Below are 23,577 nucleotides of genomic sequence, written 5' to 3' on the forward strand. Positions count from 1 at the left end.
CGATTATCTATGAATCACATATGCTTGGCTTTGTGAACCCTCTAATTGAGGACACGCCCTACGGACATCTCGCGGCGTTGGAAGTCGCTCATGAAGTTGCAGAGCGCCTCCACTGCATCCATCGTCACGGCGTTATAGAGCGAAGCCCGCACCCCACCGATCGTGCGATGTCCACTCAATCCAGAAAATCCTGCGTGCGCCGCCGTCTCTAAAAAACGGTCTTCCAATGCACGGGTCGGCAGATTGAATACCACATTCATCATTGACCGATCCTCGATGGAGGCTCGCTGTTGATAGAAACCATCGCTTTCATCAAGGAGCTGATAAAGCAGAGTCGCTTTAGCGGTATTGATCACCTCCATTACGGTCAAGCCGCCGATTTCGTCTTGCAGCCAGCGAGTCACTAAAAGGGCTACATAGATAGCAAACACCGGCGGCGTGTTATAGATCGATCGTTTGAGCACATGCGGACGATAATCCAGGATGGTATGCAGGTCGTCCGGCGCAAGCTGAAGCACATCATCGCGCAATATCACCACAGTGACTCCTGCTGGCCCCAGATTTTTCTGCGCATGAGCATAGATGAGCGCGAAGCGTTTGAGGTCAATAGGACGAGATAGGAAATCCGAGGACATATCACAAATTCGCGGCACATCGTCCTGCCCCAGAATACGGTGAAATTGCAACCCCTCCACCGTTTCATTCGAAACGTAGTGGAAATAACTGGCATCCTTGCCAAAGGAGAGTTCTTCGTCGTGTGGGAGGCGTGTAAAACCCTGTGGCTCTCCATCCCAAAGCACATTGACACAACCTTCCCGACACGCTTCTGGAATAGATTTGCTGCTCCAATAACCCGTTCTCAGATACTCGGCTGGGTATTGCCGACCGCGTAGTAGGGTCATGGGAATCATGGAAAACTGTAAACTACTGCCACCCTGCAGAAATAGCACATGGTAATCCTTGGGAATTTTCAGGAGCTGTCGGATGTTATCCTCAGTTTCATCAACGACTTGTCGAAACCAATCCGAGCGATGACTGATACCCAGGATAGAGAGTCCTACTTCCGGGATTTCGCGTACCGCTGCTTGAGCGGCATCGAGCACCGATTCCGGCAGCGCGCCAGGGCCCGCAGAGAAATTATATTGATTCATGGGTTTTCCTCTCCGAGAATCCAATCGCCTTGGGTATTTGTTGAAGACTCGCCTGCCTCAAGAGTGGCGGCGTTCAAAATCGTCTGGATCGAGGCGTCGGGTTGCACTGTGGCGACCTGCATCAGGCGCAGATATTCCTCGATCCAGCATACGACTGTCTCTTTATCGAACAGGCAGGTGGTGTACTCCCAATGTCCGTGCAACCCATCCACGCTTTCGTGGATTTGGCAGATGAGCGGACCGCGGGCGATCCCCAGCAGATCCCAATGGACATCTAGCGAAAAGCTCACGCCGGCTACTTCCACCCTGCTTTGCAGCGCGTTCTGGTAAGCGAAAGTCACCTGGTTCATCGCGCTCCAGTACTTCGGATCTTTGAGGTGCAGACGTTCGAAGACCCGCAGCATCGGGACATCCTGATGCTTGAGACCCTCGCGAACGGTCAGACCGATTTCCTGAACAAGCTGCCTAAAGGACAGACTCTCATCAAGTCGCGCCTCGATCGGTAAGAGGCGTCCGAAGCAGCCAATGGCGTTCTTGTGCGTTGCGCGCGTGCGATTGGCGACGGGTACGGAGATGATGAGGCGCTCCTCGCGCGTGCGCCGGTAGAGGAGCAACGAGAAGTTCGCCAATAGCAACGCGAACAATGTCGTCTTCAGCGCCTGACTAGCCCGTATCAGGTCTTTGTGCAACGAATGAGGTACGGAGAACGGCTCGAAGCAACCAGCGTGCGGGTAGTTCGGATAGAGCGGATGATCGAAGAGGGCGTCCAGGAACGTGGGGGGCGGCATGATCACGCGCTCCCAGTAGGCGAGCGCGTTCTCCAGTTTGCCACCTTCCAGGGCCGTCATATGTTCGGCAATATAGTCTGCGTACTGACCAGGGGCCGGGACGAGCGGTGCCGACGCTCCCGAAGCGTAAGCGCCGTAGAACGCCGTTAGATCCTGTAAGAGAGCGCGTTGCGACCAAGCATCGAAGATCATGTGGTGGATGGCCAGGAAGCAGAAATATCTGTCGCGATCCAGACGATACAGCGTGATTCGCCAGGGTGGCGTGTGTTCCCAATCGAAGGACAGCAGTAATTGCTCGCGCATGCCGTCGCGTAAGACGCTTTCCCGCACCTCACTCGGGTAATTCATCAGGTCGACGCGCTCAAGCCCCAAGGGTGTGCTGCGGTGAATGCGCTGGAGCGGCTTACCCAACAGCGAGGCGCGGAAGGTGCTGCGCAAGGTCTCATGCCGCTGGATCATCACTCCCCAGGAGCGCTCGAAGATGTTGATATCCAGCGGACCTTCGATCCACAGTCCGCCGGGAAGATGCCAGTGATGGGTCGGCGCATGGGGATTGATCTTGGCCATGAGCCAGCCAGGCAGCACATGCGCCAAGAGCGGAAAGACGCCGTGACGCGCCCCAGGTGGACTAAGCTTGGTTTTGGCTCTCATAGCTTTGACACCCGTCAATCTTGGCCGTGACGATGGCTGCGGACAAGCCCATCTCCGGCAGGGTCGCCAGCAACCGCAGCGCCTCCAGGAACCACCCAGTAGCGCGTTGAGCGGTTGTCGCCGTGAACAGATCCGTATCGTACTCCAGGTAACCCGTCAGGCGCTCACCGTCCTCGTAGACATGGAACGTCCAGTCGCGAACCGCGCGACCGCTCCCACAGCGGTGGCAGATCTCGATGTCCAGCCCCTCTACCGCAGACGCCAGAGCGCGGGCGCGGGCATCGAATTCATTGTGTAAAATGAGAACGACTTGGAGGGCGGCGTGACTGCGCGGCGTCTCAATCACCAAGTGCTCGGCCAATACCGAGAACGGCAGGTCGCTGCGCTCTTGGGCCGCAATGGCTGTGTCCCTGGCCCGCTGCAAGACCGTCCTCAGATTAGGGTGGCCGCTCAAGTCCATTCGCAGCGGCAACTGGTTGATGAAGCAGCCGATCAGATCCCGAGCCAATGGCGGACGGCTGGCGCTGAAGGCACCGAGACAAAAATCTTCTATGCCGGTCTGCCCATGAATGGCGATGGCCAGCCCGGCAAGGAGACCGGCGAAACGAGTGGCGCCCTCGGTGCGGACTAGCGCGTTTAGCCGGCCTACAACTTCCGGTGGAAGGGTGAACTCGTGGGTAGCGCCATAAAAAGAAGGCATTGGCGGTCGCGGACGGTCCAGCGGCAGGGGTAGTGCTGGCAGGCGCCCGTCCAGAGCCTGGCGGCCAGCCTTGCGCAGACGCTGCATGGCGGCCTGTCCCAGTTGATCCTGTTGCCAGGCCACGAAATCCCGATACGACCACGGCAACGGGGGCAGCACGCTGCTCTCTACTCCCGGTTCGGTCTGATACAGCGCGATGGCGTCGCGCGCTAACACGACGATCGAGGCCCCGTCGAAGAACAGATGGTGTACAGCGACCAGAAGCGCATGATCGTCGTCCGCCAAGCGCAGCAGGCTGGCGCGGAATGGGATTTCCGCCTCCAATTGAAACCCGCGGCTGGACCATGCGTGAAAGACGTCGGTGATCACCGCGTCGCGATCCGCCGCACCCTGGCTCGGGCTGTCCAGCATCTCCACCTCAAAGCTTGGGTCGTGCAAAATCCGTTGCATCGGCCCGTCCGGGGTCTCCAGAATGAGGGAACGCAACGGCGCATGGCGCAGTACCACCCGCCGCAGCGCGGCGGCGAATCGGGTCGGGTCGAGTTGGCCCCGCAGGCGGGCAATGCCGCCAAGGTCGAACACAGCGCGATTCTGGGCGGCGCGGGTGGTCTGCCAGATTGGCGTTTGTTGCCGCGACAAGGGAACGATCTGTGCATCCGTCGCACCGGCCCAAGTTTCAGGTTCCGGCGCGCCGGCTACCGCGCCACTGCCGTAGTCACGCCGGCCCCAGGTGTCGACCCTTTCGAGATAGAAGACATCGGCCTCGCGGTCACCGCGATCCTCGGGGATGAAGTCGAACCGGCCATAGGCTGCCGAGTACTGATGGGTCAGGCGCAGATATCGTTCCGGCTCAAGGCGAATGCGCCGCTCCAACCGCTCGGAAACAGTGCGGTCAATGGCGGGTGGTCGCATCACGCGCAGCCGGTACATCGTGGCCGCAGCGCCGGATCCATACGAGTAGACGCACACAGTCTTGCCGGCCCACTCGTCTTGCCGGTGCAGGAACAGTGAATAGAGGTTGACGTAGACGGACGCCGTATACGTGGAGCCGATTTGCTGAGTCAGGAGGGTCCCAGGATGGGCCTGTTGTTGATACAAGGCCCGCCGGTCGGCCAATGACCGGCTCGGCCCGGCGTTCTGCACGAGGCGCTCGAATGCGCGTTTGCATAGATAGGCGCTGGTGCAGTGAAAGACGAAGTAGTCGCTCTCCCGGAGCAGGTCGATGTCGCCGAGGCGGCGGGTCAACGCCTGCTGGCAACCGTCCAGGCATTGCAGGTAGATGTCGACGCTGTGCTCGCCGTCGCGCATCAGTGGATAGCTATCCTTCCAGCCAACCGGCTTGTAAAAGTCCCAGGCGTTCACCATGTGGCTGCCGCGCTCCGGCAGCATCACCACCGGTGCGTCCGGGCCAACCAGTAGGGCTACCGCGGCGGCGCCGTTGAGAAAGGCGTACTCTTCGCTCAGATCGGCGATATCGACGGCGACGACAAGGCCCAAACGCCCGTCCCAAGCCTCACTCTGACACCAAGCCACGGTATTGAGCAGGGCCGCCGTGCCACCGTAGCAGGCGTTGTAGGTATCGACGCCTTCGATGTCGCAGCATCCGCGCGCGGCGAACAAGCCCATCAGGTGAGTCTTGATGGCTTTACTGCGATCGACCTGACTTTCAGTGCCTACTTCGAGCCGACCGATTCGGTCCCAGCCGATCTCATAGCGACGCATGAGACGCGAGACAACCGTCATCGCCATAGAAATAGCGTCTTCCTCATCGCCGCAGAAGGTGATGGCCTCCTGCAACAGGCCCGCCGTGTACTTGCCCGGCGCGCCGTGGAACCGCTCCAGGTCGCTCTGCAGGACCATGTAGCGAGGAAAATACAATTCCATCGCGTGAATGCCGATGTTATGCCCGGACGCACGTCCGGGCGGCGCCTGAATGTCTTGCGACGATAGGGCGACCTGGTGGGCGGCGGGATTCACCAGCACAGGCTCCCCGAGCCAACGCTCCGGCGCTTTCCAGCCAGCCTCGAAGGCGTTGCCCTGCACGTTGCAGCGGGCGATGCCGAGGCTCTCCTTGGCTAGACGCGCTTCGTCCACGGGCGGGCGGATCAGTTCGAGAGTCGCGCGCACTCCCATGGCCGGAAAACGCGACAGGCGCTGGGCAAGGGCCAGCGCGTTAGCCTGCGCCGCCGCCGCATCGGGGGCCAACTCGTGAACCAGCCCGATTTCACGCGCCTGCGTTGCAGTGAGCGTGTAGTCTTGCAGATAGAGATCCATGGCCCAGCGTGCGCCAACCACGCGCTCCAAATTCTCCGAGAGCAACATCCCCGGACACACGCCGCGCGGCAGATTGCCGTAGTTAAACACCGTGGACTGCGCGGCGATACGGTAGTCCGCGTTGAGCATGGCCGCGAGTCCGCCGCCCATCACCTTGCCGTGGAGGACGCAGACCACCGGCGCGCCGAGGTCGCGAATGCCGACGAAGGCCCGGTAGATCTCGTAGGTCACATGGGCGGCGGTCAACACCGGCAAGTCCTTGGTGCGCCGGATAAAGCTGTAGGGATTAACGCCGACGCAGAAGTGCTCGCCGCTTCCCTGTAGAACAACGGCGCGCACCGCATCGCCCATCGCTTTCGCGGTCGCAATCGCCCGGTGCAAATCGTTAGCGATAGCCCAGTCGATTGCATTGGCGTGAGTGGGATCATTCAGCGTGATGACCAGCACCCCGGTATCCGGCTGGTGCTGTAACTCGACGAGAGGATCGGGCGTCCGCTCGCGTCGGCGTTCGCGGCGATCGAGCCCGCCCATGGCGACGAGGGCGGTCTGCTCCGTCGCGGCGGGAAGAAGCGCCGCGCCGGCGGCAAGCAAATCAGGATCGATAGTGCTGAACCGGCGCAGCAGACGTTGGAGTTCGTGTTCGACCTCAGCTTGCGTCCCCACGAAATCGACCAGCCCGAGTTGCTTGGCGGTCTGCGCATCCATACGGTCGCCCGTGAGCATGTAGCGCCGGCACTGCGCTTCGGTAAGCCGCGCGCGCGCAGCAACGCTCACCAGTCCGGGCAAGCCGCCCTGCCGGATCTCTGGAAAACCGAAGGAAGCGTCGGTCGTGGCCAGCACGCTGGTAGCCAGGCTGGGGAACAGCATACCGCCGCCTCGGCAAGTTCCCTCAACGACACAGATCACCGGCATCGGCGCAGCGCGCAAGCGCTCTGCGAGCCGCTGGAACTGCTCAAGCCCTGCGCTCATTCCAGCTTCACCGAAACGAGCCTCGTCCAGGTCCATCCCCAGGCAGAAGTGCTCACTGCCCTCTCGCCGACGCAGGACCAGAATCTGGCGAACGCCTTCCATTTGCGCCAGCAGCCGGGTCAGGCTTTCGCGCCCAAAACTGGATGGGATGGTCACGGTGACCGATCCTGAGACGACACCCGGCGCATCGTGCAGCGCAATGGTCTCGAAGCGGGCAGACGCATCCTGTGCTGGAGAGAGTGGGGCATCGGTCGCCGAGGCCGGTGCAGGGATAGGCGCAGCGGTGCACGGTCTGGGTCTGGAGGCGGCGTCCGTTGGCGATTCCGGTAGCGTGGTCGTGTTGGCGGCCATCTGGGATTTTGGAACGTCCGCATCGACTCGACCACTGTCCGCGCCGGTGTTGTTCAAGTCGTCATGAACATATTGGGCCACCGACGCGGCCTGCTCTCGATTCGGCGGCGCTGGTGTCGGAGCGAGTGCTGCGCCTCTAGCCGCAACGATCTTGCTAATAAAGGCATTGCAGCTGAAACCCGTGAGAATTTCAGCCTGCGAGATCGCCACGCCGTAGGTAGTTTGCACCCAGGCGACTAGCTCGCGCGACGCCAGCGAGTCGACGCCAAGGTCGATCAGCGGCGTCTCAGGCTCGATGTCGTCCAGGCCAGCGCCTAGCACAAACGCGACGCGGCTGCGGATTTCACGGTCGAGCTGCCCGCGGTCGAGATCCTGGCGCGCGCCGATGCCCGGTTCAGCAGTTGCGCCCTCCAGCGCCGAGCGCGGCACGAGATGCTCGAAAAAGGCGCGATGCCGGTTCAGCGCCAGGTAGCCCATCCAGTTCGGGTGATCCACGCAGACCACGGCCGGACAGGCGTCCGGCGCGGCGCAAACGTGCGCGAGCAGACCTTCGATCTCGGCGAACGAGACGGCCGCAAAGCCCTTGCCTACGTTGAACTCCAACTCGCGGATATGCGCCGGACGGCTGAGTCGGCCAGCGCCCAGCAGGATTGGGAGATCGACGGCAACGGCGGGCAAGCCCTGCTGACGGCGCATACACACCAACTCATGCAATGCCGTGTTGGCGGCGACGTAGGCAGCTTGGTCGGTGTTGCCATGCACTCCGGCGAGCGAGCCAATGAGCACGAAATGCCGGAGGCGACGGTCGCGCGTTAACGTGTGCAGACGCCAAGCCGTCTCAGCTTTGATAGCCCACGTTTGCAGTGACTCCGCGTCGAGCGCCGTCGAGCGCTCAGCGTGATAGCTCGTGGCGGCGTGGAATATCCCGGTGATGCCTGACTCGCGGGTCAGCAGCGTCGCCAGCGCCGCCGGGTCGGTGAGTTCCAGCGTCACCACTTCAATCTGCGTGTGTGGATGGTCATTGCGCAGGTCGTCCAGGTGCAGCTGTTGTTCCTGGGTACGCAACCCACCCCGGCTGGCGAGCAAGATCCGCCCGGCCCCATGCCGGGCCATGAAGCGCGCCAGCGCCAACCCCAGCCCGCCGGTTCCACCGGTGATCAACTGAGTTTCCGTGGCGGCGAACAGGGCCTCCGGGATGCATGGGTCCAGCGCTGTGGGTGGGCCATCTCGTTTGGCATCGGGTGAAAAACTCGCGGGAATCCGGACCAGCACCTTGCTCTGATGTTTCCCTGCGGCCATGAGCCGGAAGGCGTCGATGACGTCAGCAGCCTCGAATACGGTCACCGGAAGCGGTCTCGCCTGTCCCGACGCCAGGCGGGACACGCACTCAGCGACGAGCGCCCGGACCACTTCAGGGTGACTATCGGCAAGGAGGTCCAAATGCACGCTGTGCAGGCTGATGTTGTCTTTCAGCAGCCGCAGACCCAGCGACGTATCTTCAAGCATGTCACGTTTGCCGATTTCGACATGGCGGCCACCCGGCCGCAGGCAGCACAGGCTTGCGCGCAGCCCTTCGCCAGCAAGACTGTTGAGCACCAGATCCACGCCGCGACCGTCGGTGAAATTCATCACGTCATCGACAAAGCGCTCAGGCCGGTGTGAGTCGAGGACGCTGGCAACGCCAAGCTCGGTGCACAGCAACTCACGCTTGGTCTCACTGCCCGCAGAGCCGATCACCCGTGCTCCGAGGTCGTGTGCGATTTGTATCGCCGACTGGCCGACCCCACCGGCAGCGGAGTGAATGAGCACCGTCTCGCCGGCGCGTAGCCGTCCGATGTGCGTGAGAGCGTACCAGGCCGTGGCGTACACGCCGAGGAATCCGGCGCCCTGTTCCAGAGTAACGCCGTCCGGCAGCGGAAAGACGCAGCGCGCATCGACCGCAGCGACAGTGCCGAATAGCGAGCGCCGCGCCGCGCCCTGGTCGGTCGTCATGGAGACACATAGCACCTGGTGCCCCAGCTTCAGCTCCGGGTATTGCGCGGCCGCCTGCGCGCCGATGGCGAGCACCGTACCGCTCGCTTCCATGCCAAGGATAGGCTTGAATCCGCGCAGCATGCCCATCGCCAGCATGACATCCTTGAAGTGCATGGAGACGTAAGCGACGCGTAGCCTCACTTCGTCGGGACACAAACCCTCCAATTCGGGCCGCGCCGCCCGCCAGCGCAGTGACGCGAGTTGCCCGGGGCGAGTTAAATCCAGCCGCCACTCAGTGGCGACTTCGACCGGCCGTGGAGGATCAAGAGGCGTGAGGCGCGGCACCGTCCAACCCGAGGCGCTCCAGCGCCGCTCGGGAGCGCCGTCCAGCCCCTCGCGATAGGCTGCCGCCAAAAGCGCAGCGGTTTCCGCCACCGGCTGTGCGACCGGGACGCCCATGCAGTAGACGCGCAGTCCCGGATGTTCATTGCGCGCGGCCCGCGCCAGCCCCCACAGAGGCGAAGGGTGGCGCGCCGCGCCCTCGCGGACCATGAACAGCAGGGCCGGAAGCGAAGGCAGCTCCAGCACCTGGCTCAGGGTCTGACTGGCCTCAAGCAACGACTCGCGTAGGTCCACGACACAGTCAGCGGCTGCGAGTTCGTCGGTGAGTTGCTCGGCAGGCCAGCCGGTGACATCGCCGAGCACATGAAACAGTGGATGCGCCGGAGTCGTCTCAACGGCGCACACGCGACCCTCGCCAGCGGGATCGATCACGATATTGAGGCCCTGAACCACAGACCACTCGTGGTCGCTATGCCTGGCGAAGACCAGATCGTAACTTCGCTTCGGCAACGCCTCCAGGGAAGCAGCGCGATGAATGCAGCCCGGAGCGTTGGCTGGCAGCTCGCCCAGCGTCGTCACCAGTAGATCGAGACCATCAAGCTGGTTCAGATTCAGCTCGCTGACGGCGGGAACGGCTGCATCGCCAACCACGTCCAGAATCCGCAGACCGCGAACGCGCTCGTCTTTTTGGAGCAGTCGCCGCAATTGCGTGGCGGGCGCAGTCCAATCCAGGTTACGAAAATCCTCCGGAACCCCTAGTCGTCGGTGGACAATGGTGAACAAGCGTGGGCATGGGGCCTGGCTCGAAGCCACGCGGTCGAGGCGCAGACCTTGCACGTTGCCCAGTGGACGACCGTCTTCCGCCTGGATCGTCAAGTCAGCGACGATGCGCTGTTCACCCAATGCGCGGATCCGAGCATGGCACCACGCCGCCCGCACGGTCTCAGCCGACAGCCATGCCAAGGACTCAATGCTGACCGGGACACACGCATGGGCGTCTAGGGTTTGCGAAAGGCCCGCGACCTGGAAACAACCATCGAGGAGCACCGTCAAGATTCCCTCGGGATCACGGACGTCATCGGCGACGCGCACACGCCCGAGAGCTTCCGCATCACCCGCGTAAACGTCCTGCAGGCTGCGAAAAGCGCCGCGCAGATCCAAACCGGAATGCTCACTCAGGAAGCGATATAGACGCGGCGCGTCCAGGATGGTCGCACACCTTGCCCGGATCGCCTCGACCGGCTCAAGTTCAAAGGTGCTCAAGTCCGTCTTAGGCAGTCGACACGACACCAGATCGCCGTTGGCGTCCGCCCAGCGGCCATGCTCGCCGTCCTGCCTCCAGGTCAAGACCGTGTCTTGCGCTTGCGGCCACAGCGGCAGGAAGCGGTGAAATTCAAGCGCATCCAGGCGGTGCCCATCCATCCGGGCAAGGGTGTGAGCAACCCAACCGGCTCCCGGCATGACGACCTGACTGTCGACGATGTGGTCGCTTAGGTAAGGCGCGCCAGTCAGCGTAATCGCGAGGTTGTCGGACGCCGCAGCCATCGAGGCAGCGGCGTGAGGCGGCTGCCAAGCCGCGCTGCGATGTGCGACGTCATGGCGCCAGGGCGCTCGAGGCAGGGCCACAAAGCGATGCGGGGCCTGCTGCGCCTCCCGCCAGTCGATATCGACGCCGCGCACGAACAGTTCAGCAGCGCCGCGCAGCAGAGACAACACCTCCGGCTGCCGCCGGTGCAAGGTGACGATGACCTCGCGCGCGCAGATCTGTTGAAGATAGCCGGCCAGCACCGCGCGCGGCGAGACCTCAAGCGCCAGGTCCCCGACCAAGTCCAGGCTGGAGCCGGCGCCCGCTAGATCGACGGGGCGCGCGATGTTGCGAACCCAATACTCGTTATCCAAAGCCTCTCCGGCCACAGGCCCGACATGACCCTGCACCGAGGAAATGAAAGGGATCTTAGCAACGCCGGGCGTCACGAACGCCAACTCGGCCCGCAGCGGCTCAAGGATTTCGGTCACATGGTGACTGTGATACGCCCTGGGCACGTCGAGCCGGACGCACCTGATTCGGTGCGCCTTGCCATACTGGATGAGCCGATCAATCGCCGCGGGATCGCCAGAGAGGGTGAGCGCGCCGGGCGCGTTCATCGCGGCGATAGTGATCTGTCCGGCGACGCCCAACCGTTCCAGCAGGGCGGCAGCTTCCTCTGGCGTATCGGTCCAAGCCGCCATAGCGCCAGGCCGCATCCGATATTGCAGTTGTGCGCGCACATGAGTAAGCCGGCAGAGGTCGGCTTCGGTCAATGCGCCGCAGGTCCAGGCCGCGACCATCTCGCCGGTCGAGTGTCCGACCACGGCGACCGGATGCACGCCCAGCGCCGCAAGTTGCTCGACCAATGCGGCCTGGATCATGACTATGCACGGCAACACCATGCGCACGTCAGCCAGATCTTCGGCGCGCATGTCGCCCTGGCAGAACCCGTGGTCGCGGATCAGCGAGTCGCTGCCGATCTGCTGGAAAATCGCATCCAACCGGTCGATGCAAGCCCTAAAGCGCGGCAAGCGGGCATATAGGGCGCGCCCCATCGCCGGGTGCTGCGCGCCCTGGCCACCAAAGGCGAAAATGACCCGTGGCGGCTCACCCTTCGCCTCGCCGGTGAAGACTTGCGCGGTTTCAAAAAAGGGTCCCGACGGGTTGGCCAATAGCACTTGGCGGTGACGCCGTGCTGGGAGGGCGATGCCCGCCCAGCGCGCAGCTTCGCTTAGATCATCGTTGGATAGGGCGCGAAACCCATCGACGAGCGCCGGAATGCCCTCGGGATGATGGGCGGAGAGCGGCAGCGCAATCGCAGTATCCAGGTCGTTCGTCGGCGCAACGCCGGCGGGTGCGCCAGCCGAGCTAAGGAAGGCGCAAGCATTCGCGCCGCCGAAGCCATACGAGCAGACGCCCATTACGGGTTCAGGGTTGGCGACCGGCTCCGGGGCGACCGGCACACGTAACCCAAGCGCCCTGCCATCGATGGAGGGTGGAAACTGTGTATGGCCGGCAGTAGGAACCAACTGGCGATGGTGGATGCACAATGCAATCTTGGTGAGGCCGACGATCCCCGCCGCGGTTTCCAGATGGCCGACATGGCCTTTGGCCGAGCCGATGGGTAACGGCGCAGCACGACCGGCCGCGACGGCGCACGCGATGGCTTCGGCCTCAGACGGGTCGCCGATGGGCGTCCCGGTACCGTGCGCCTCAATATAATCCACAGCGCCGGGATCGAGGCCCGCGCGCGCCATCGTCTGGCGAATCAGCGCCGCCTGGTGAGCTGTGGCCGGCATGGTCATGCTGGCGGTGCGCCCATCCTCGTTGACGCCCGAGCTCAGTACCTGGGCGTAAGCGCGTCGCACGTCGTTCAATGGCCGATCCTTGCGACCCAACAGGACCGCGCCACAGCCCTCGCCCCGCACAAAGCCGTCCGCTGAAATATCGAAGGGCGCCAGCACGCCACGCGGCGACAGCATTTGAGCCTGCGAGAAACCGATGAAGGGCGACGGACTCAGCAAGGTGTTGACACCGGCGACAATGGCGAGATCGCACTCGTCTGCGGCGAAGCTCTGGCAGGCAAGATGGAAGGCCGTGAGCGCAGCGGAGCAAGCCGTATCGACAGTCAGGCTCGGCCCGTGAAGATCGAGTAGGAACGAGAGCCGGTTGGCGATCACCGCCAGAGAGTTGCCTGACATGGTGTGCTGGGTCATCGTCGCAGGTGCGGAGAAAGCCATCGCCTGGTACTCAGCGATGCCGGCTCCGACGAACACCCCGACCCGGCAACCGCGCAACCGGTCCGGATTGATATTAGCATCGAGAATCGCCTCGCAGGCCACCTCCAGGACCAGCCGCTGCTGCGGGTCCATCTCCGCCGCTTCGCGCGGGGAAAGCCGGAAGTAGCCGGCGTCGAACCGGTCCACCGCGCGCAACCAGCCGGCGCGGAAGGTCACTGACCTGCCCGGTGTGGCGGGCGTTGCGCTCAGGTAAGCCTCCGGCGTCCAGCGTCCTTCTGGGATCTCGCCAATCGCAGACTGGCTAGTTTGCAACAGCTGCCAAAAATCTTCCGGGGAGTTCACATTGCCGGGATACCGGCAGCCGATACCTAGAATCTCGATCACAATAGCGGACTTCTTCGGGTTGGTTGGGTCTGCGGCTATTGCCGGTGCGTAACAGCGGCATCCTGCCAACGGCCAATGGTAACCGGCAATCTGGAGATCATCCGCAATCCGAGCCGAAATCGCCAACCGCAGTCGACGGGGGCAATGGCGAGCCGCAAGTCACCGGTGCGTCGTAGCAAGGCGCTCAATGCAACTTCGGCCTCTAGCCGCGCCAAGGCCGCACCCAAACAGTAGTGTGGACCGCCGCCAAATGCCAGGTGTCGGTTCGGGCGACGTCCGACATCCAGCCTATCGGGTTCCGCGAAGACGGCTGCGTCGCGGTTCGCCGACAGCAGGACGGCGGCGACCGGCGCGCCCTGTGGAATCCTGACGCCGGCGAGCATGACCTCCTCGCGGGTGAAGCGGGTCACGAAGCGTACCGGCGAGACAAAGCGCATCAACTCCTCAACACCGGGGCGCATGAGCGTCTCGTCCTCGCGCAATCTCTCCAACTGTTCGGGGGACTGCAGCAGGGCGAGAATACCCATGCCGATCAGGTTGGCGGTCGTCTCGTGTCCGGCGAGCAGCAACAGCATGACGGTTGCGAACAATTCGTCATTGGTCAGGGCTTCACCGTCTTCGCCCACACGCAGAAGGTCACTCAGCAGATCGTCACGGGGTTCGCGCCGGCGCGCGTGGATCAGGTCGCGGACGCACTTAAACAGCCTGAAGATCTGTGGCGCGGCCCAGACGAGGTGCATAGGGTTCTGTAGGGTCGAGGTCAGCGCCAGCACCCAGCGGCGCGGCGCCTGGACGTCAGCGCTGGACACACCTAAAAGATCGAGGATGACGGTCGTTGGGATCGGTGTGGCGTAGTCACGCACGAGGTCGACGCGCCCGCGTCCGTGTTGCGCATCGAGCAGTTCCTCCGTGAGGCGCTCGATGCGAGGGCGCATAGCTTCGATCCGGCCTGGTGTGAAGGCCCTGACCACCAGCGCGCGGATTCGAGCATGGCGCTGGCCATCGATGGTGAGCAGATTGTCGCGTAACTGCTTAAGGAAGCCGGGGATCTGAGCAGGCAGGCGTTGTTGTTGCTCGGGCGTCAGCGCATCGCGGTAGTCGCTGCAAAAGCGCGGATTTTTCAGCACGGTTTCCACATCCGTGTAGCGCAGGACCTGCCACCCGCGCCGCCAGCGTCGGAACGATCGCTGGATGACCGGCTGCTCCGCGCGCAGCCGCTCATAATAGGGGAACGGGTCCATGATGAAGGCCGCGTGCTTAGGTTCGGCCGGCAGTGAAGAATCTGTAGGGCGTGGATGCACCGATTTCACCGCCCCGCCCTCGCGGTTCGACGTGTCAGGCGAGGACGCCGATTGACGTGCAGGATGCCGGTCATTTCGCCAGTGAACCGACAAGGGCAGCGAGGATATCATCCGCAAACCCAGCCTGGAGCGCCAGCCGCAGGCGCTGGGATCGACGGCGAGTCTCAGATCCACAGTGCGCTGCAGCAAGTTCGAAAGCGCGATCTCTGTCTCCATACGCGCCAACGTCGCGCCCAGGCAGAAGTGCCGGCCCGTACCTAAACTCAGATGCCGATTCGGATTGCGGGCGATATCCAAGATTTCCGGATCGTGAAAAACCTGCTCGTCGCGGTTTGCCGAGAGGATCACGGCGGCGACTGGCGAACCCTGGGGAATCGTGACGCCAGACAGGGTGACCTCCTCGCGGGTGAAGCGCAAGGCCGATCGCAAGGGTGAAACGTAGCGAAGCAACTCTTCAACGGCGCTTGGCATGAGAGCAGGTTCGTTGCGCAGCCGCGCAAGCTCCTCTGGATTTTGGATGAGCGCCAACATGCCGATGCCGATGAGGTTGACCGTGGTCTCGTGCCCGGCGAGGATCAGCAGGATCACCGTCGCGAGCAGCTCGTTCTCAGAGAGCGTGTCGCCTGCCTCCTCGGCTTGGATCAGATGACTCAATAGATCGTCTCGCGGCTGCATCCGGCGCTCACGGATCAGCCGCCGCACGCTGCGAAAAAACATCACGACTCTCGGAGCCGCCCACCACGCAGCGCGCAGGTCTTCGACCAATGCGATGAGCGCTTCAGCTCGACGATGCGTCGCATAGATTTCAGTACCTTCTTCAATACCCAGCATCTCGAGAATGATCCGGGTTGGGATTGGCGTCGCGTAGTCACGCAACAGATCCATGCGGCTCGCGCCGGCGCGAGCATCAAGCAACTCTGCTGCAAGTTCATGAATACGCTCGCGCATCTGTTCGATTCGGCACGGCGTGAAGGCCCTGGCGACCAAGGCGCGGACTCGTTGGTGCCGATCACCCTCCAATGACAGAAGATTGTCGGCCAACATGCTCAGGATTTTGGGTACCGGAGGCCGGGAATGTCGCTGCTGCTCAGGCGACAGGGCCAAGCGAAAATCGCTCACGAACTGCAGATCCCGCAGTACGGTCGCGACGTCCTCGTAACGAGTAATCAGCCAGCCCTGCTGCCAACGCGGGAGGCGTGCGGGGACCACAGGATGGTCTTCGCGCAACCGCCGGTAGAACGGCCCTGGGTCCAGCAGGAAACCTTGGGAACTCGGTTCGGTGATTACCGTTGGTGAAACTAATGTTTTCACTGGTGGCGAATTCTCTCGGAGGGTTCACGCCGCTGTTGGTTTTGTTGCGTTAATTTTTTTCGAGCACGATTGGGTTACTCTTGCAGATTATTGGGCAGCCAGTGAATAGAATTGTCCTGCGGCGGAGAGATTTGGCCCTTCGGCCATGATCATCTGGCCCTTCTTGATCATGTGCATGAGTTCGATGCCCCGCAGGGTGGTCCGGGCAGAAGGGAAGCATTCCCACCCCTCCTACAATGTTGCGAAAAACGGTCGTTTCCACCACTGGGAAACGTTCCTTCCTCGACGCGGAATACCACGTTAACGCATTCTTGGTCAATTTCAACGCGCCTGACCAGCGTGCGGATCAGTTCCCGCCGGCCCAGCCAATCCAGGTCGTCTAAGCCGGTTTTGACTTTCTCGCTAAACGCCTCCAGACGACCGATCACCAGCTGTAGCTCGCTCTGCTGTTGCGCGTGGGTCTGCAGCTGGTGAGCATGCTCCTCCAGTACTTGTAGCCGTTCTTTAAAGCGTCGGATGCGCGGTTCCGCTTCGGCTTTGTCGAGATAGCCCTCGGCATAGCCGTCGATGAGCCGGACGATGCCTTGGCGCAGCTTGGCAATCTGTTGATTGACCTGGTGGACCTCGGCCTCTCCTGGGGGAGCTTGCACGGTGGCTAGCCGGCGCTGGTATTCCTCGGCCAAACGGTTGGGGTTGTCGAGCAATCGGCAGACTTCGGCCCACACGGCCTGTTCGAGTCGGTCGGTGCGCAGTTGCTTGTTGTCGCAGAGTCGTTGGCCACCGAAGCGATACCCATCGTTACCGATGCAGCGATAGTAGGCATAGGCCCGTGGACGGTTTTTCCGGGCACTGGGACTCAGCGGCTTACCGTAGAACGCATACCCACAACAGCGGCACACTAGCAGGCCCTGCAAGAGATACTTCGCCCCGCGTTGGCCGGTACGGGCGCGGCGGCGGTTGTCGTCGAGCTGGGCGTGGACTGCGTCAAACAGGGCTTCGCTAACCAACGCCGGGACCGCGATCGACTGCCACTCGTCGGCGGGTACGTCGTAGGTCGAGCGGGCGCGACGCGGCTGTAAGGCGCGTCCACGTTGAGCGCGCAACCGGGGCCGCAGTTCGCCGGCGCGGGTTTTACCGAACGCCGCCTGGCCTTGATACGCGGGGTTTTTCAGGATGCCCCAGATCGTACTGCGATCCCAGTCGCGTTTGCCGGCGGGACTCGGCGTCGATGCCGCCGTGAGCCGACGCTGGATTTCGCCAATGCTCAGACGGTCACGGCCCATCCAGGCAAAGATCTGACGGACCACCCCGCTGCCGCCTCGTTGATTTCGTAACGGGCTTCCCCACCGCCTTCCGCGCGGGTGATATAGCGATAGCCATACGGCGCCCCGCACAGGACGTTGACCGAGCCTTGCCGGGCTTTATGGCGTTTGCCTCGCCGGCTGCGTTCGAGCATCTGGGCGCGTTCGTATTCAGCGATCATGCCTTGCATTTGGAGCAGCAGTTCGTCTTCGGGAGACTGACCGAGTTCGCGGTTGAAAAACACCAGGTCGACACCGGCGCGCTGAAACTCATCGACGAGCATCACCTGATAGGCATACTTACGCGCCAGCCGATCCGGCGCGTACACATAAACCCGTTCGACCTCGCCGTTAGCAACCGCATCGCGCAATCGTTCCAGCGCCGGGCGGATGAGCGTCGAGCCGCTGTAACCGGCATCGACAAACGCATGATTCGGGTTCAGTACCACGCCGTCGTGCGCGATGCGCTCACGCAGCGCCGCCACCTGGCTGTCGATGGTCTTGGCCTGGGTTTGCTGTTCGGAGGAGACCCGGGCGTATAACGCCACGGCCTGGGTTGTCATGAGCGCCTCCTCGTCTTCACGGCAGCCGGTTGCGTCTCGGACGAGACCTCCGGCTCAGAACGGTGTACGGTGCGCGTGCGCAACGGCACCAACTGACGATAGGCATCGGCTAAATGTTCAGCGGCTAAGCGACTGGATTCAAACATGATCGTCACCTCCAACGGTTTTCGAGCGGTTCGGTTTGCGTGGCCCATCAGCGCGTTCTCCCACACTGGCAGGCGGGCAGCGCAAGGGCGAGAAATCCTGCAGCGGCGCGCCGCCAAAACCCTCACCGTACCTGACTTTTAGGCCTTCGCGCTGGATGCTCGATGAAAATTCCAGTGGGAAGTTCGCTCTATTGTTGGAGGAGTCACAACCCCAGCATGGGGCGGACGATTCTTTTCACGGCCCGGTGGTCCTGCTCCACTGGGTTATTGAGGTACTTGATCTGACGCACCTCGATCTCGGTACCGGTTTCTTCCTTGAGCGCGTCAAGGGCCGCTGTGTTGGCCCCACTTTTGTCGATGGTGACCTTCTCCGGGAGACCCTGCTGTCGAATCGCTTTCTTGAAGAAGCGCCGGGCAGCCTTCTGGTCACGGTGGGCCGTGAGCAGGAAGTCGATGGTCTGTCCCTCTTTGTCGACCGCGCGATAGAGATATTTCCACTGACCCTTGACTTTAATATAGGTCTCATCCATCCGCCAGCGGTTGCCCACCGGGCGCTTATGCCCTTTGCGGAAAGCCGCCTCAAGTTGCGGTGTGAACTTCTGAACCCAGCGATAAACGCTGGAATGATTCACTTCAACGCCCCGCTCGGCCCGCATCTCTTCCAGGTTCCGATCACTCAACGGGTACGCGAGATACCAACGGACACCGGTCAGGATAATGTCTTGTTCGAAACGATGGCCTTTGAAGTCGATCATGCGGATTCTCAAGGGAGGGACGGAGGCCGTGTAGCTTACAGAAATCGAGCCTTCTCAGCTAACGCAACAGAACCTCTTGCTGGCCCGGCGGTGGAAGACGCCCCCGGTCAACGATTCAATGCCTCGAGGATACGAGGCACCGTATTCGATTGCGGGCTGCGCGCAGCTCGGGCCTGTTTGGACGACCCCCAGGCGCATACACATGGACAACGGTCGGTTGCCGTTCGACAGTGACTTCGTCCAGGTAGGTTTAACTCGAAAAATGGAGGAGCCGCCAGGATATCACTACATGTGTAGGGCTACCAATTTTTAAAGATCATTGGGCCGAAGAGGGAGTCAATTGGCATACTTCCTCGCTCCTGCGACGCAGATCACCGCAGCCAGCGTCACGATCAGCATCGTCCAGCTCACTTTTTCGTGGAGCAGCAGCGCGGCCAAGCTAAGCCCCATAAAGGGCTGGAGTAACTGAAGTTGCCCGACTGCAGCGATGCTGCCCCGCGCCAAGCCACGATACCAAAACACGAAACCGAGCAGCATGCTGAACAACGAGACGTAGGCAAGGCCGAGCCACGCTGGCGTACCTACACGATCAAACGACACGGGCATAACCAGCAGCGTGATCGGTAACATGATGGGCAGCGACAGCACCAGCGTCCAGCTGATGACTTGCCATCCTCCCAGGGTGCGGGACAGGCGCGCACCTTCCGCGTATCCCAGGCCGCACACGATGACGGCCGCCAGCATCAGCAAGTCGCTTTGAAGGGAAGCTTCGATGCCGCCCATCACCGCGTAACCGGCCACGAAGGCAGCTCCCATCACTGAAAACAGCCAGAACGCCGGTCGGGGACGTTCGCCAGCGCGAAGTACGGCAAAGATTGCTGTGCAAAGCGGCAGCAGCCCCACGAAGACGATCGAATGGGCCGACGTGACATGTTGCAGCGCGAGCGCGGTCAATAGCGGAAAGCCGACTACAACACCAAGAGCGGTGACCGCGAGCGCAAGAACATCCACCGACTTCGGTCGAGGTTGTCGAAACAGCAACAGCAGTGCCAGGCCCGGCAAGGTTGCAAGGGTCGCCCGTGCGCAGGTCAGAAATACCAGATCAAAGTCAGCGACCGCCACGCGGGTAGCCGGCAGCGATCCCGCGAAGATGGCCACCCCGATCAATCCGTTGATCCAGCCACTAGTTGTTTTTTCCATCGAGAGCTCCTTCGTTGACAGGTTCCAGTAGAGCATCGACGGGCTGTTCAAGCTAGGTTCAATCAAATACAATTAAAAAGAACTGTTATGCCTATAAATACAGTACGGTTGAGGAAAAAGTGAAGCGGAGCAGCACACGAATCCAAGCGGTGATGACGGAAATCCAATCGCGGATCGCCTCCCGTACTGACCTGCCGGGGACACGCTTGCCTTCCGTGCGTGCGCAGGCACGAGCCATGCGGGTTTCGGTTTCAACCGTGGTTGAAGCCTATGAGCGGCTGACGGCCGAAGGGGTCATTGTTTCGCGCCCAGGGTCGGGGTTCTATGTGGCCGGACCCGTCGCCCCGCTCACGCTAACGCAGATCGGCCCTAAGCTCGACAGGGAAGTTGATCCGCTATGGGTATCGCGCCAGTCGCTCGAGACGGACGCCACCGTACTCAAACCGGGGTGTGGCTGGTTACCCGCCGACTGGCTGTATGAGACGGGGATGCGTCGTGCCCTGCGTGCGCTCGCGCGGGCCGATACGCTGGAACTGGCCGAGTACGCCACGCCACTGGGCCACCCGGCGTTACGTCAACTTCTCTCCCGGCGATTGGCGGGCGCCAGCATCAAGGCCATTCCTGAACAAATCATGCTCACCGAATCGGGGACGCAGGCGATCGACCTAATTTGCCGCTTTCTGCTGGAGCCGGGCGACACTGTTCTGGTGGATGATCCTTGTTACTTCAATTTCCACGCCTTGCTCAAGGCGCATCGCGTACAAGTTGTAGGTGTGCCCTATACGCCGAACGGGTCGGATGTGGAGCGGTTCGAGGCGGCGTTGCAGGCGCATTCGCCTCGGCTTTACATCACCAATTCAGGCATCCATAACCCAACGGGCGCGACACTGTCGCCTGTGACTGCGCACCGGCTCTTGAAGCTGGCCGACAATTCGGATCTGGTGATTGTCGAGGACGACATTTTCGCCGACTTCGAGGTCATCCCCGCCCCAAGGCTAGTGGGCTGACACAGAAGTTTTGACAGGTTCAGAGGTTTCTAGGTCCACCGGGGTTTCAGAAGATTTCAAGGGAGGATAGAGGCGCTTGAGTTTGACCCGGGCCAAGTCGGTGCCGAACTGCCAGTGGATTTTGGTCTGACGTAGGTTGCGTGGGCCTTGCCAAGCGGCGATTTCCTTCCGCAAAGTTTCGAGGTTCGCAATGCGGCGATTCAAACACTGGCCGGCGAGAACAGCGAACTCACATTCCGCCATATTGAGCCAACTGCCATGCTTGGGGGTGTAATGAAATTCGAGCTTGCGGGTGATCCGGCGGGCTTCCTCTGGAGAAAAGACACTATACAAGGCCGCAGGAGTGTGGGTATTGAGGTTATCCACGACCAACCGGATTCGCTCCGCCTTCGGAAAGTACACATCAACGAGTTGCTGCATTTGCTGGGCAAAATCGCGTTTGGTGCGCTGTTTCGTGACATTAACATGACGCCACCCGCGCAAGGGTTGTACGAATAGAAATAAATTGGCGGTGCCTTCGCGTTTGTATTCACAGTCATAGCGCGCCGGTTGACCCGGGCGGGCGGGTTGAGGACAGCGGGTTTCGCTGGTCAATTGCACCGGACTTTCATCGAAGCACACTTGGGGGTATTGAGGATCATCGGGTTCGGCGTACAGGTCCAACACATCCTCCATATGCCAAACATAATCGGGACTGACACTGGGAATACACCATTCTTGACGTTGCCAGGGTTTGAGGTCGTTTTTTTAAGGATGCGCCGCACACTCTCACGGGAAATGGCTTCGATGGGCCGGAGTTCCATGAAGCGGTCCGCTAACAATTGGAGAGTCCACTGACAACGGCCAGCGGGCGGGGTACTACAGGCCAAGGCGACCAGAAAGGCGGCCTGTTTGCCGGTCAAGGCCGGGGGCAAACCGACTCGTGGCCGCTCGCTTAACGCCGCCAGCAACCCTTCGTCGACAAACCGTTGACGGGTACGATGAACGGTCGAAATCCCCAAGTGAAGGCTTTGGGCAATGGCCTCATCCGTCGCCCCTTCCGCAGCCTGCAGCAACACATGGGCACGGGCAACCTTGCGCGCCGCTGCCTTGCCTTTATGAATGACCTTCAGCAGGTCTTCCCGCTCCTCTTCAGTTAGATCAACCAGATACTTGTGGGCCATGGTGATTCCTCCTGTTGATCTCAACCATAGGGCACCCACCGCTACCTGTCAAAACTTCTGTGTCAGCCCACTAGCGGCCTTCGACGGCCTCTCGCGGGTCATCCACATTGGCAGCTTTTCCAAGACCATCTCGGCCTCGCTGCGTTGCGGCTACATCACGGCACGAAGCAATTGGATCGAAAGCCTGACCGACTTGAAGATCGCCACCACCTTCGGGGGCGGACGACTGGCCGCCGATGTGGTGTTGATGGCGTTGACCGACAGCAGCTACCGCAAACACATGGAGAGGGTACGGCTACGACTGGCCGAAGCAATGATGAAGACCATTGCACGGCTCAAGGCCATCGGCATCCGGCCCTGGCTGGTTCCTCAGGCCGGCATGTTCCTATGGTGCCGACTGCCGGAAGGCATAAACGCTGCCACCATCGCGCGGTCATGCTTGAAAGATAGCGTGGTGCTGGCACCGGGCAACGCTTTCAGTCAATCCTTGAGCGCAAGTGACTTTTTACGCTTCAACGTCGCGCAAACCACCGACGACCGAATTTTCAGCGTTCTGGCGCGCGCGCTTTCCGCCTAGCAAAGCGTGGCGGCAGGGGTTGTGTTGCGTTAGTTTCTGACAGACGAGCTTAAGAGTCTGTCTGGCAAAAGTTCAGACGCAATTTGCAAGCGTTTTCTTCAGCATGGCGATGCGGATCATATTTTCGGCTGTGCCCGTCAGGATCTCAAAATCCTTGCTGAGCCTGCGGAAGCGACCGAGCCAAGCGAACGTGCGCTCGACAACCCAACGTTTTGGAAGGACGGCCCATCTGTCTTTGATCTTGGTTGAGAGGTGCAGGACCAGCCCGAGCGTCTCGTCCACGAACTTCACGGCCGTCCCGCGATAGCCCGCATCACCAGAAAACGCGTCAATGCTCGGGTGCTTCTCCGCTGCACGCGCCATGACAGGACCCCCCGCCACGGTATCGGCGCAATGGGCTGCGTGCACGGACACCTGCAGGAGGTTGCCGAGTATATCGACCCCAATATGGCGCTTACGCCCTTTGACTGTCTTGCCTCCGTCGATGCCGCGTTCTTCACTCGCGTACTCGGTTTTGACGCTCTGCGCGTCGATGATTCCGTCACTGGGCGATACCGAACGCGCGTGGGCTTGGCGATGGAGCGTGTTGAGCTGATCCAGTGCCGATTCCCAGACACCGCGTTTGCTCCATCGGCTGAAATGATCGTAAACCGTTTGCCACAGCGGAAAATCGTTGGGCAGCATGCGCCACTGGCAGCCAGATTTCACGACGTACAAGATGGCGTCGACAATCCGTTTACGCGGATGCAGACACCCACGACCACGCCGGTCGCTGGGTTGAAAATGGTGATGAATCCGATCCCATTCGGTGTCTGTTAGGTCGCTTGGATAGCCCATGGCTTGTCCTGAATGTAAAAACCGCTTGACTTTGGTAGATACTTTTTTGCCAGACAGATTCTAA

General features: G+C 61.5%; 9 protein-coding genes and 3 pseudogenes. 2 read left to right on the forward strand and 10 right to left on the reverse strand.

Translation table 11 applies throughout. The features are described from left to right. Positions 1 to 41 precede the first annotated feature (41 nt). From H6973_18485 to H6973_18520, 8 genes and pseudogenes are all read right to left on the reverse strand, one after another. Positions 42 to 1,151: a phosphoserine transaminase gene (locus tag H6973_18485; GenBank protein ID MCP5127542.1), complete on the reverse strand. Its 1,110-nt coding sequence runs from the start codon at positions 1,149 to 1,151 to the stop codon at positions 42 to 44. Beyond that, positions 1,148 to 2,590 carry a hypothetical protein gene (locus H6973_18490; GenBank protein MCP5127543.1) on the reverse strand — a complete coding sequence of 481 codons (1,443 nt, stop codon included), beginning with the start codon at positions 2,588 to 2,590 and terminating at the stop codon, positions 1,148 to 1,150. The genes H6973_18485 and H6973_18490 overlap by 4 nt, the downstream gene beginning before the upstream one ends. Beyond that, positions 2,568 to 13,352, reverse strand: a complete 10,785-nt coding sequence (locus H6973_18495) for an acyltransferase domain-containing protein (protein MCP5127544.1) — start codon at positions 13,350 to 13,352, stop codon at positions 2,568 to 2,570. The genes H6973_18490 and H6973_18495 overlap by 23 nt, the downstream gene beginning before the upstream one ends. Before the next feature lie 35 nt (positions 13,353 to 13,387). Then, the gene (locus H6973_18500) at positions 13,388 to 15,964 is read right to left on the reverse strand and encodes a cytochrome P450 (GenBank protein ID MCP5127545.1); all 2,577 of its coding nucleotides are present in this window, start codon (positions 15,962 to 15,964) and stop codon (positions 13,388 to 13,390) included. Positions 15,965 to 16,131: 167 nt separating this feature from the next. After that, positions 16,132 to 17,828, reverse strand: a pseudogene (locus H6973_18505) (recombinase family protein). Beyond that, positions 17,825 to 18,022, reverse strand: a complete 198-nt coding sequence (locus H6973_18510; GenBank protein ID MCP5127546.1) for a hypothetical protein — start codon at positions 18,020 to 18,022, stop codon at positions 17,825 to 17,827. The pseudogene H6973_18505 and the gene H6973_18510 overlap by 4 nt, the downstream one beginning before the upstream one ends. Positions 18,023 to 18,177: 155 nt before the next feature. Then, entirely contained in the window at positions 18,178 to 18,729 is a 552-nt protein-coding gene (locus H6973_18515; protein MCP5127547.1) for an IS6 family transposase, read from the reverse strand. A 336-nt stretch (positions 18,730 to 19,065) separates the two neighbouring features. Then, positions 19,066 to 19,929 (reverse strand): DMT family transporter, encoded by an 864-nt coding sequence (locus H6973_18520; GenBank protein ID MCP5127548.1) that lies wholly within the window; start codon positions 19,927 to 19,929, stop codon positions 19,066 to 19,068. Positions 19,930 to 20,048: 119 nt separating this feature from the next. On the opposite strand from H6973_18520, the pseudogene H6973_18525 reads away from it, so the two are divergent. Then, positions 20,049 to 20,927, forward strand: a pseudogene (locus tag H6973_18525) (PLP-dependent aminotransferase family protein). On the opposite strand, the pseudogene H6973_18530 reads toward H6973_18525, so the two are convergent. Continuing rightward, positions 20,925 to 22,099, reverse strand: a pseudogene (locus tag H6973_18530) (IS630 family transposase). The pseudogenes H6973_18525 and H6973_18530 sit on opposite strands and share 3 nt — an antisense overlap. Here H6973_18530 and H6973_18535 point away from each other — a divergent pair. After that, positions 22,038 to 22,676, forward strand: a complete 639-nt coding sequence (locus H6973_18535; protein MCP5127549.1) for an aminotransferase class I/II-fold pyridoxal phosphate-dependent enzyme — start codon at positions 22,038 to 22,040, stop codon at positions 22,674 to 22,676. The pseudogene H6973_18530 and the gene H6973_18535 sit on opposite strands and share 62 nt — an antisense overlap. A 72-nt stretch (positions 22,677 to 22,748) precedes the next feature. On the opposite strand, the gene H6973_18540 is transcribed toward H6973_18535, so the two are convergent. Further along, positions 22,749 to 23,513, reverse strand: coding sequence for an IS5 family transposase (locus H6973_18540; protein MCP5127550.1), 765 nt, complete (start codon positions 23,511 to 23,513; stop codon positions 22,749 to 22,751). Positions 23,514 to 23,577 lie beyond the last annotated feature (64 nt).

Source organism: Gammaproteobacteria bacterium (assembly GCA_024235095.1).
Taxonomy (GTDB): domain Bacteria; phylum Pseudomonadota; class Gammaproteobacteria; order Competibacterales; family Competibacteraceae; genus UBA2383.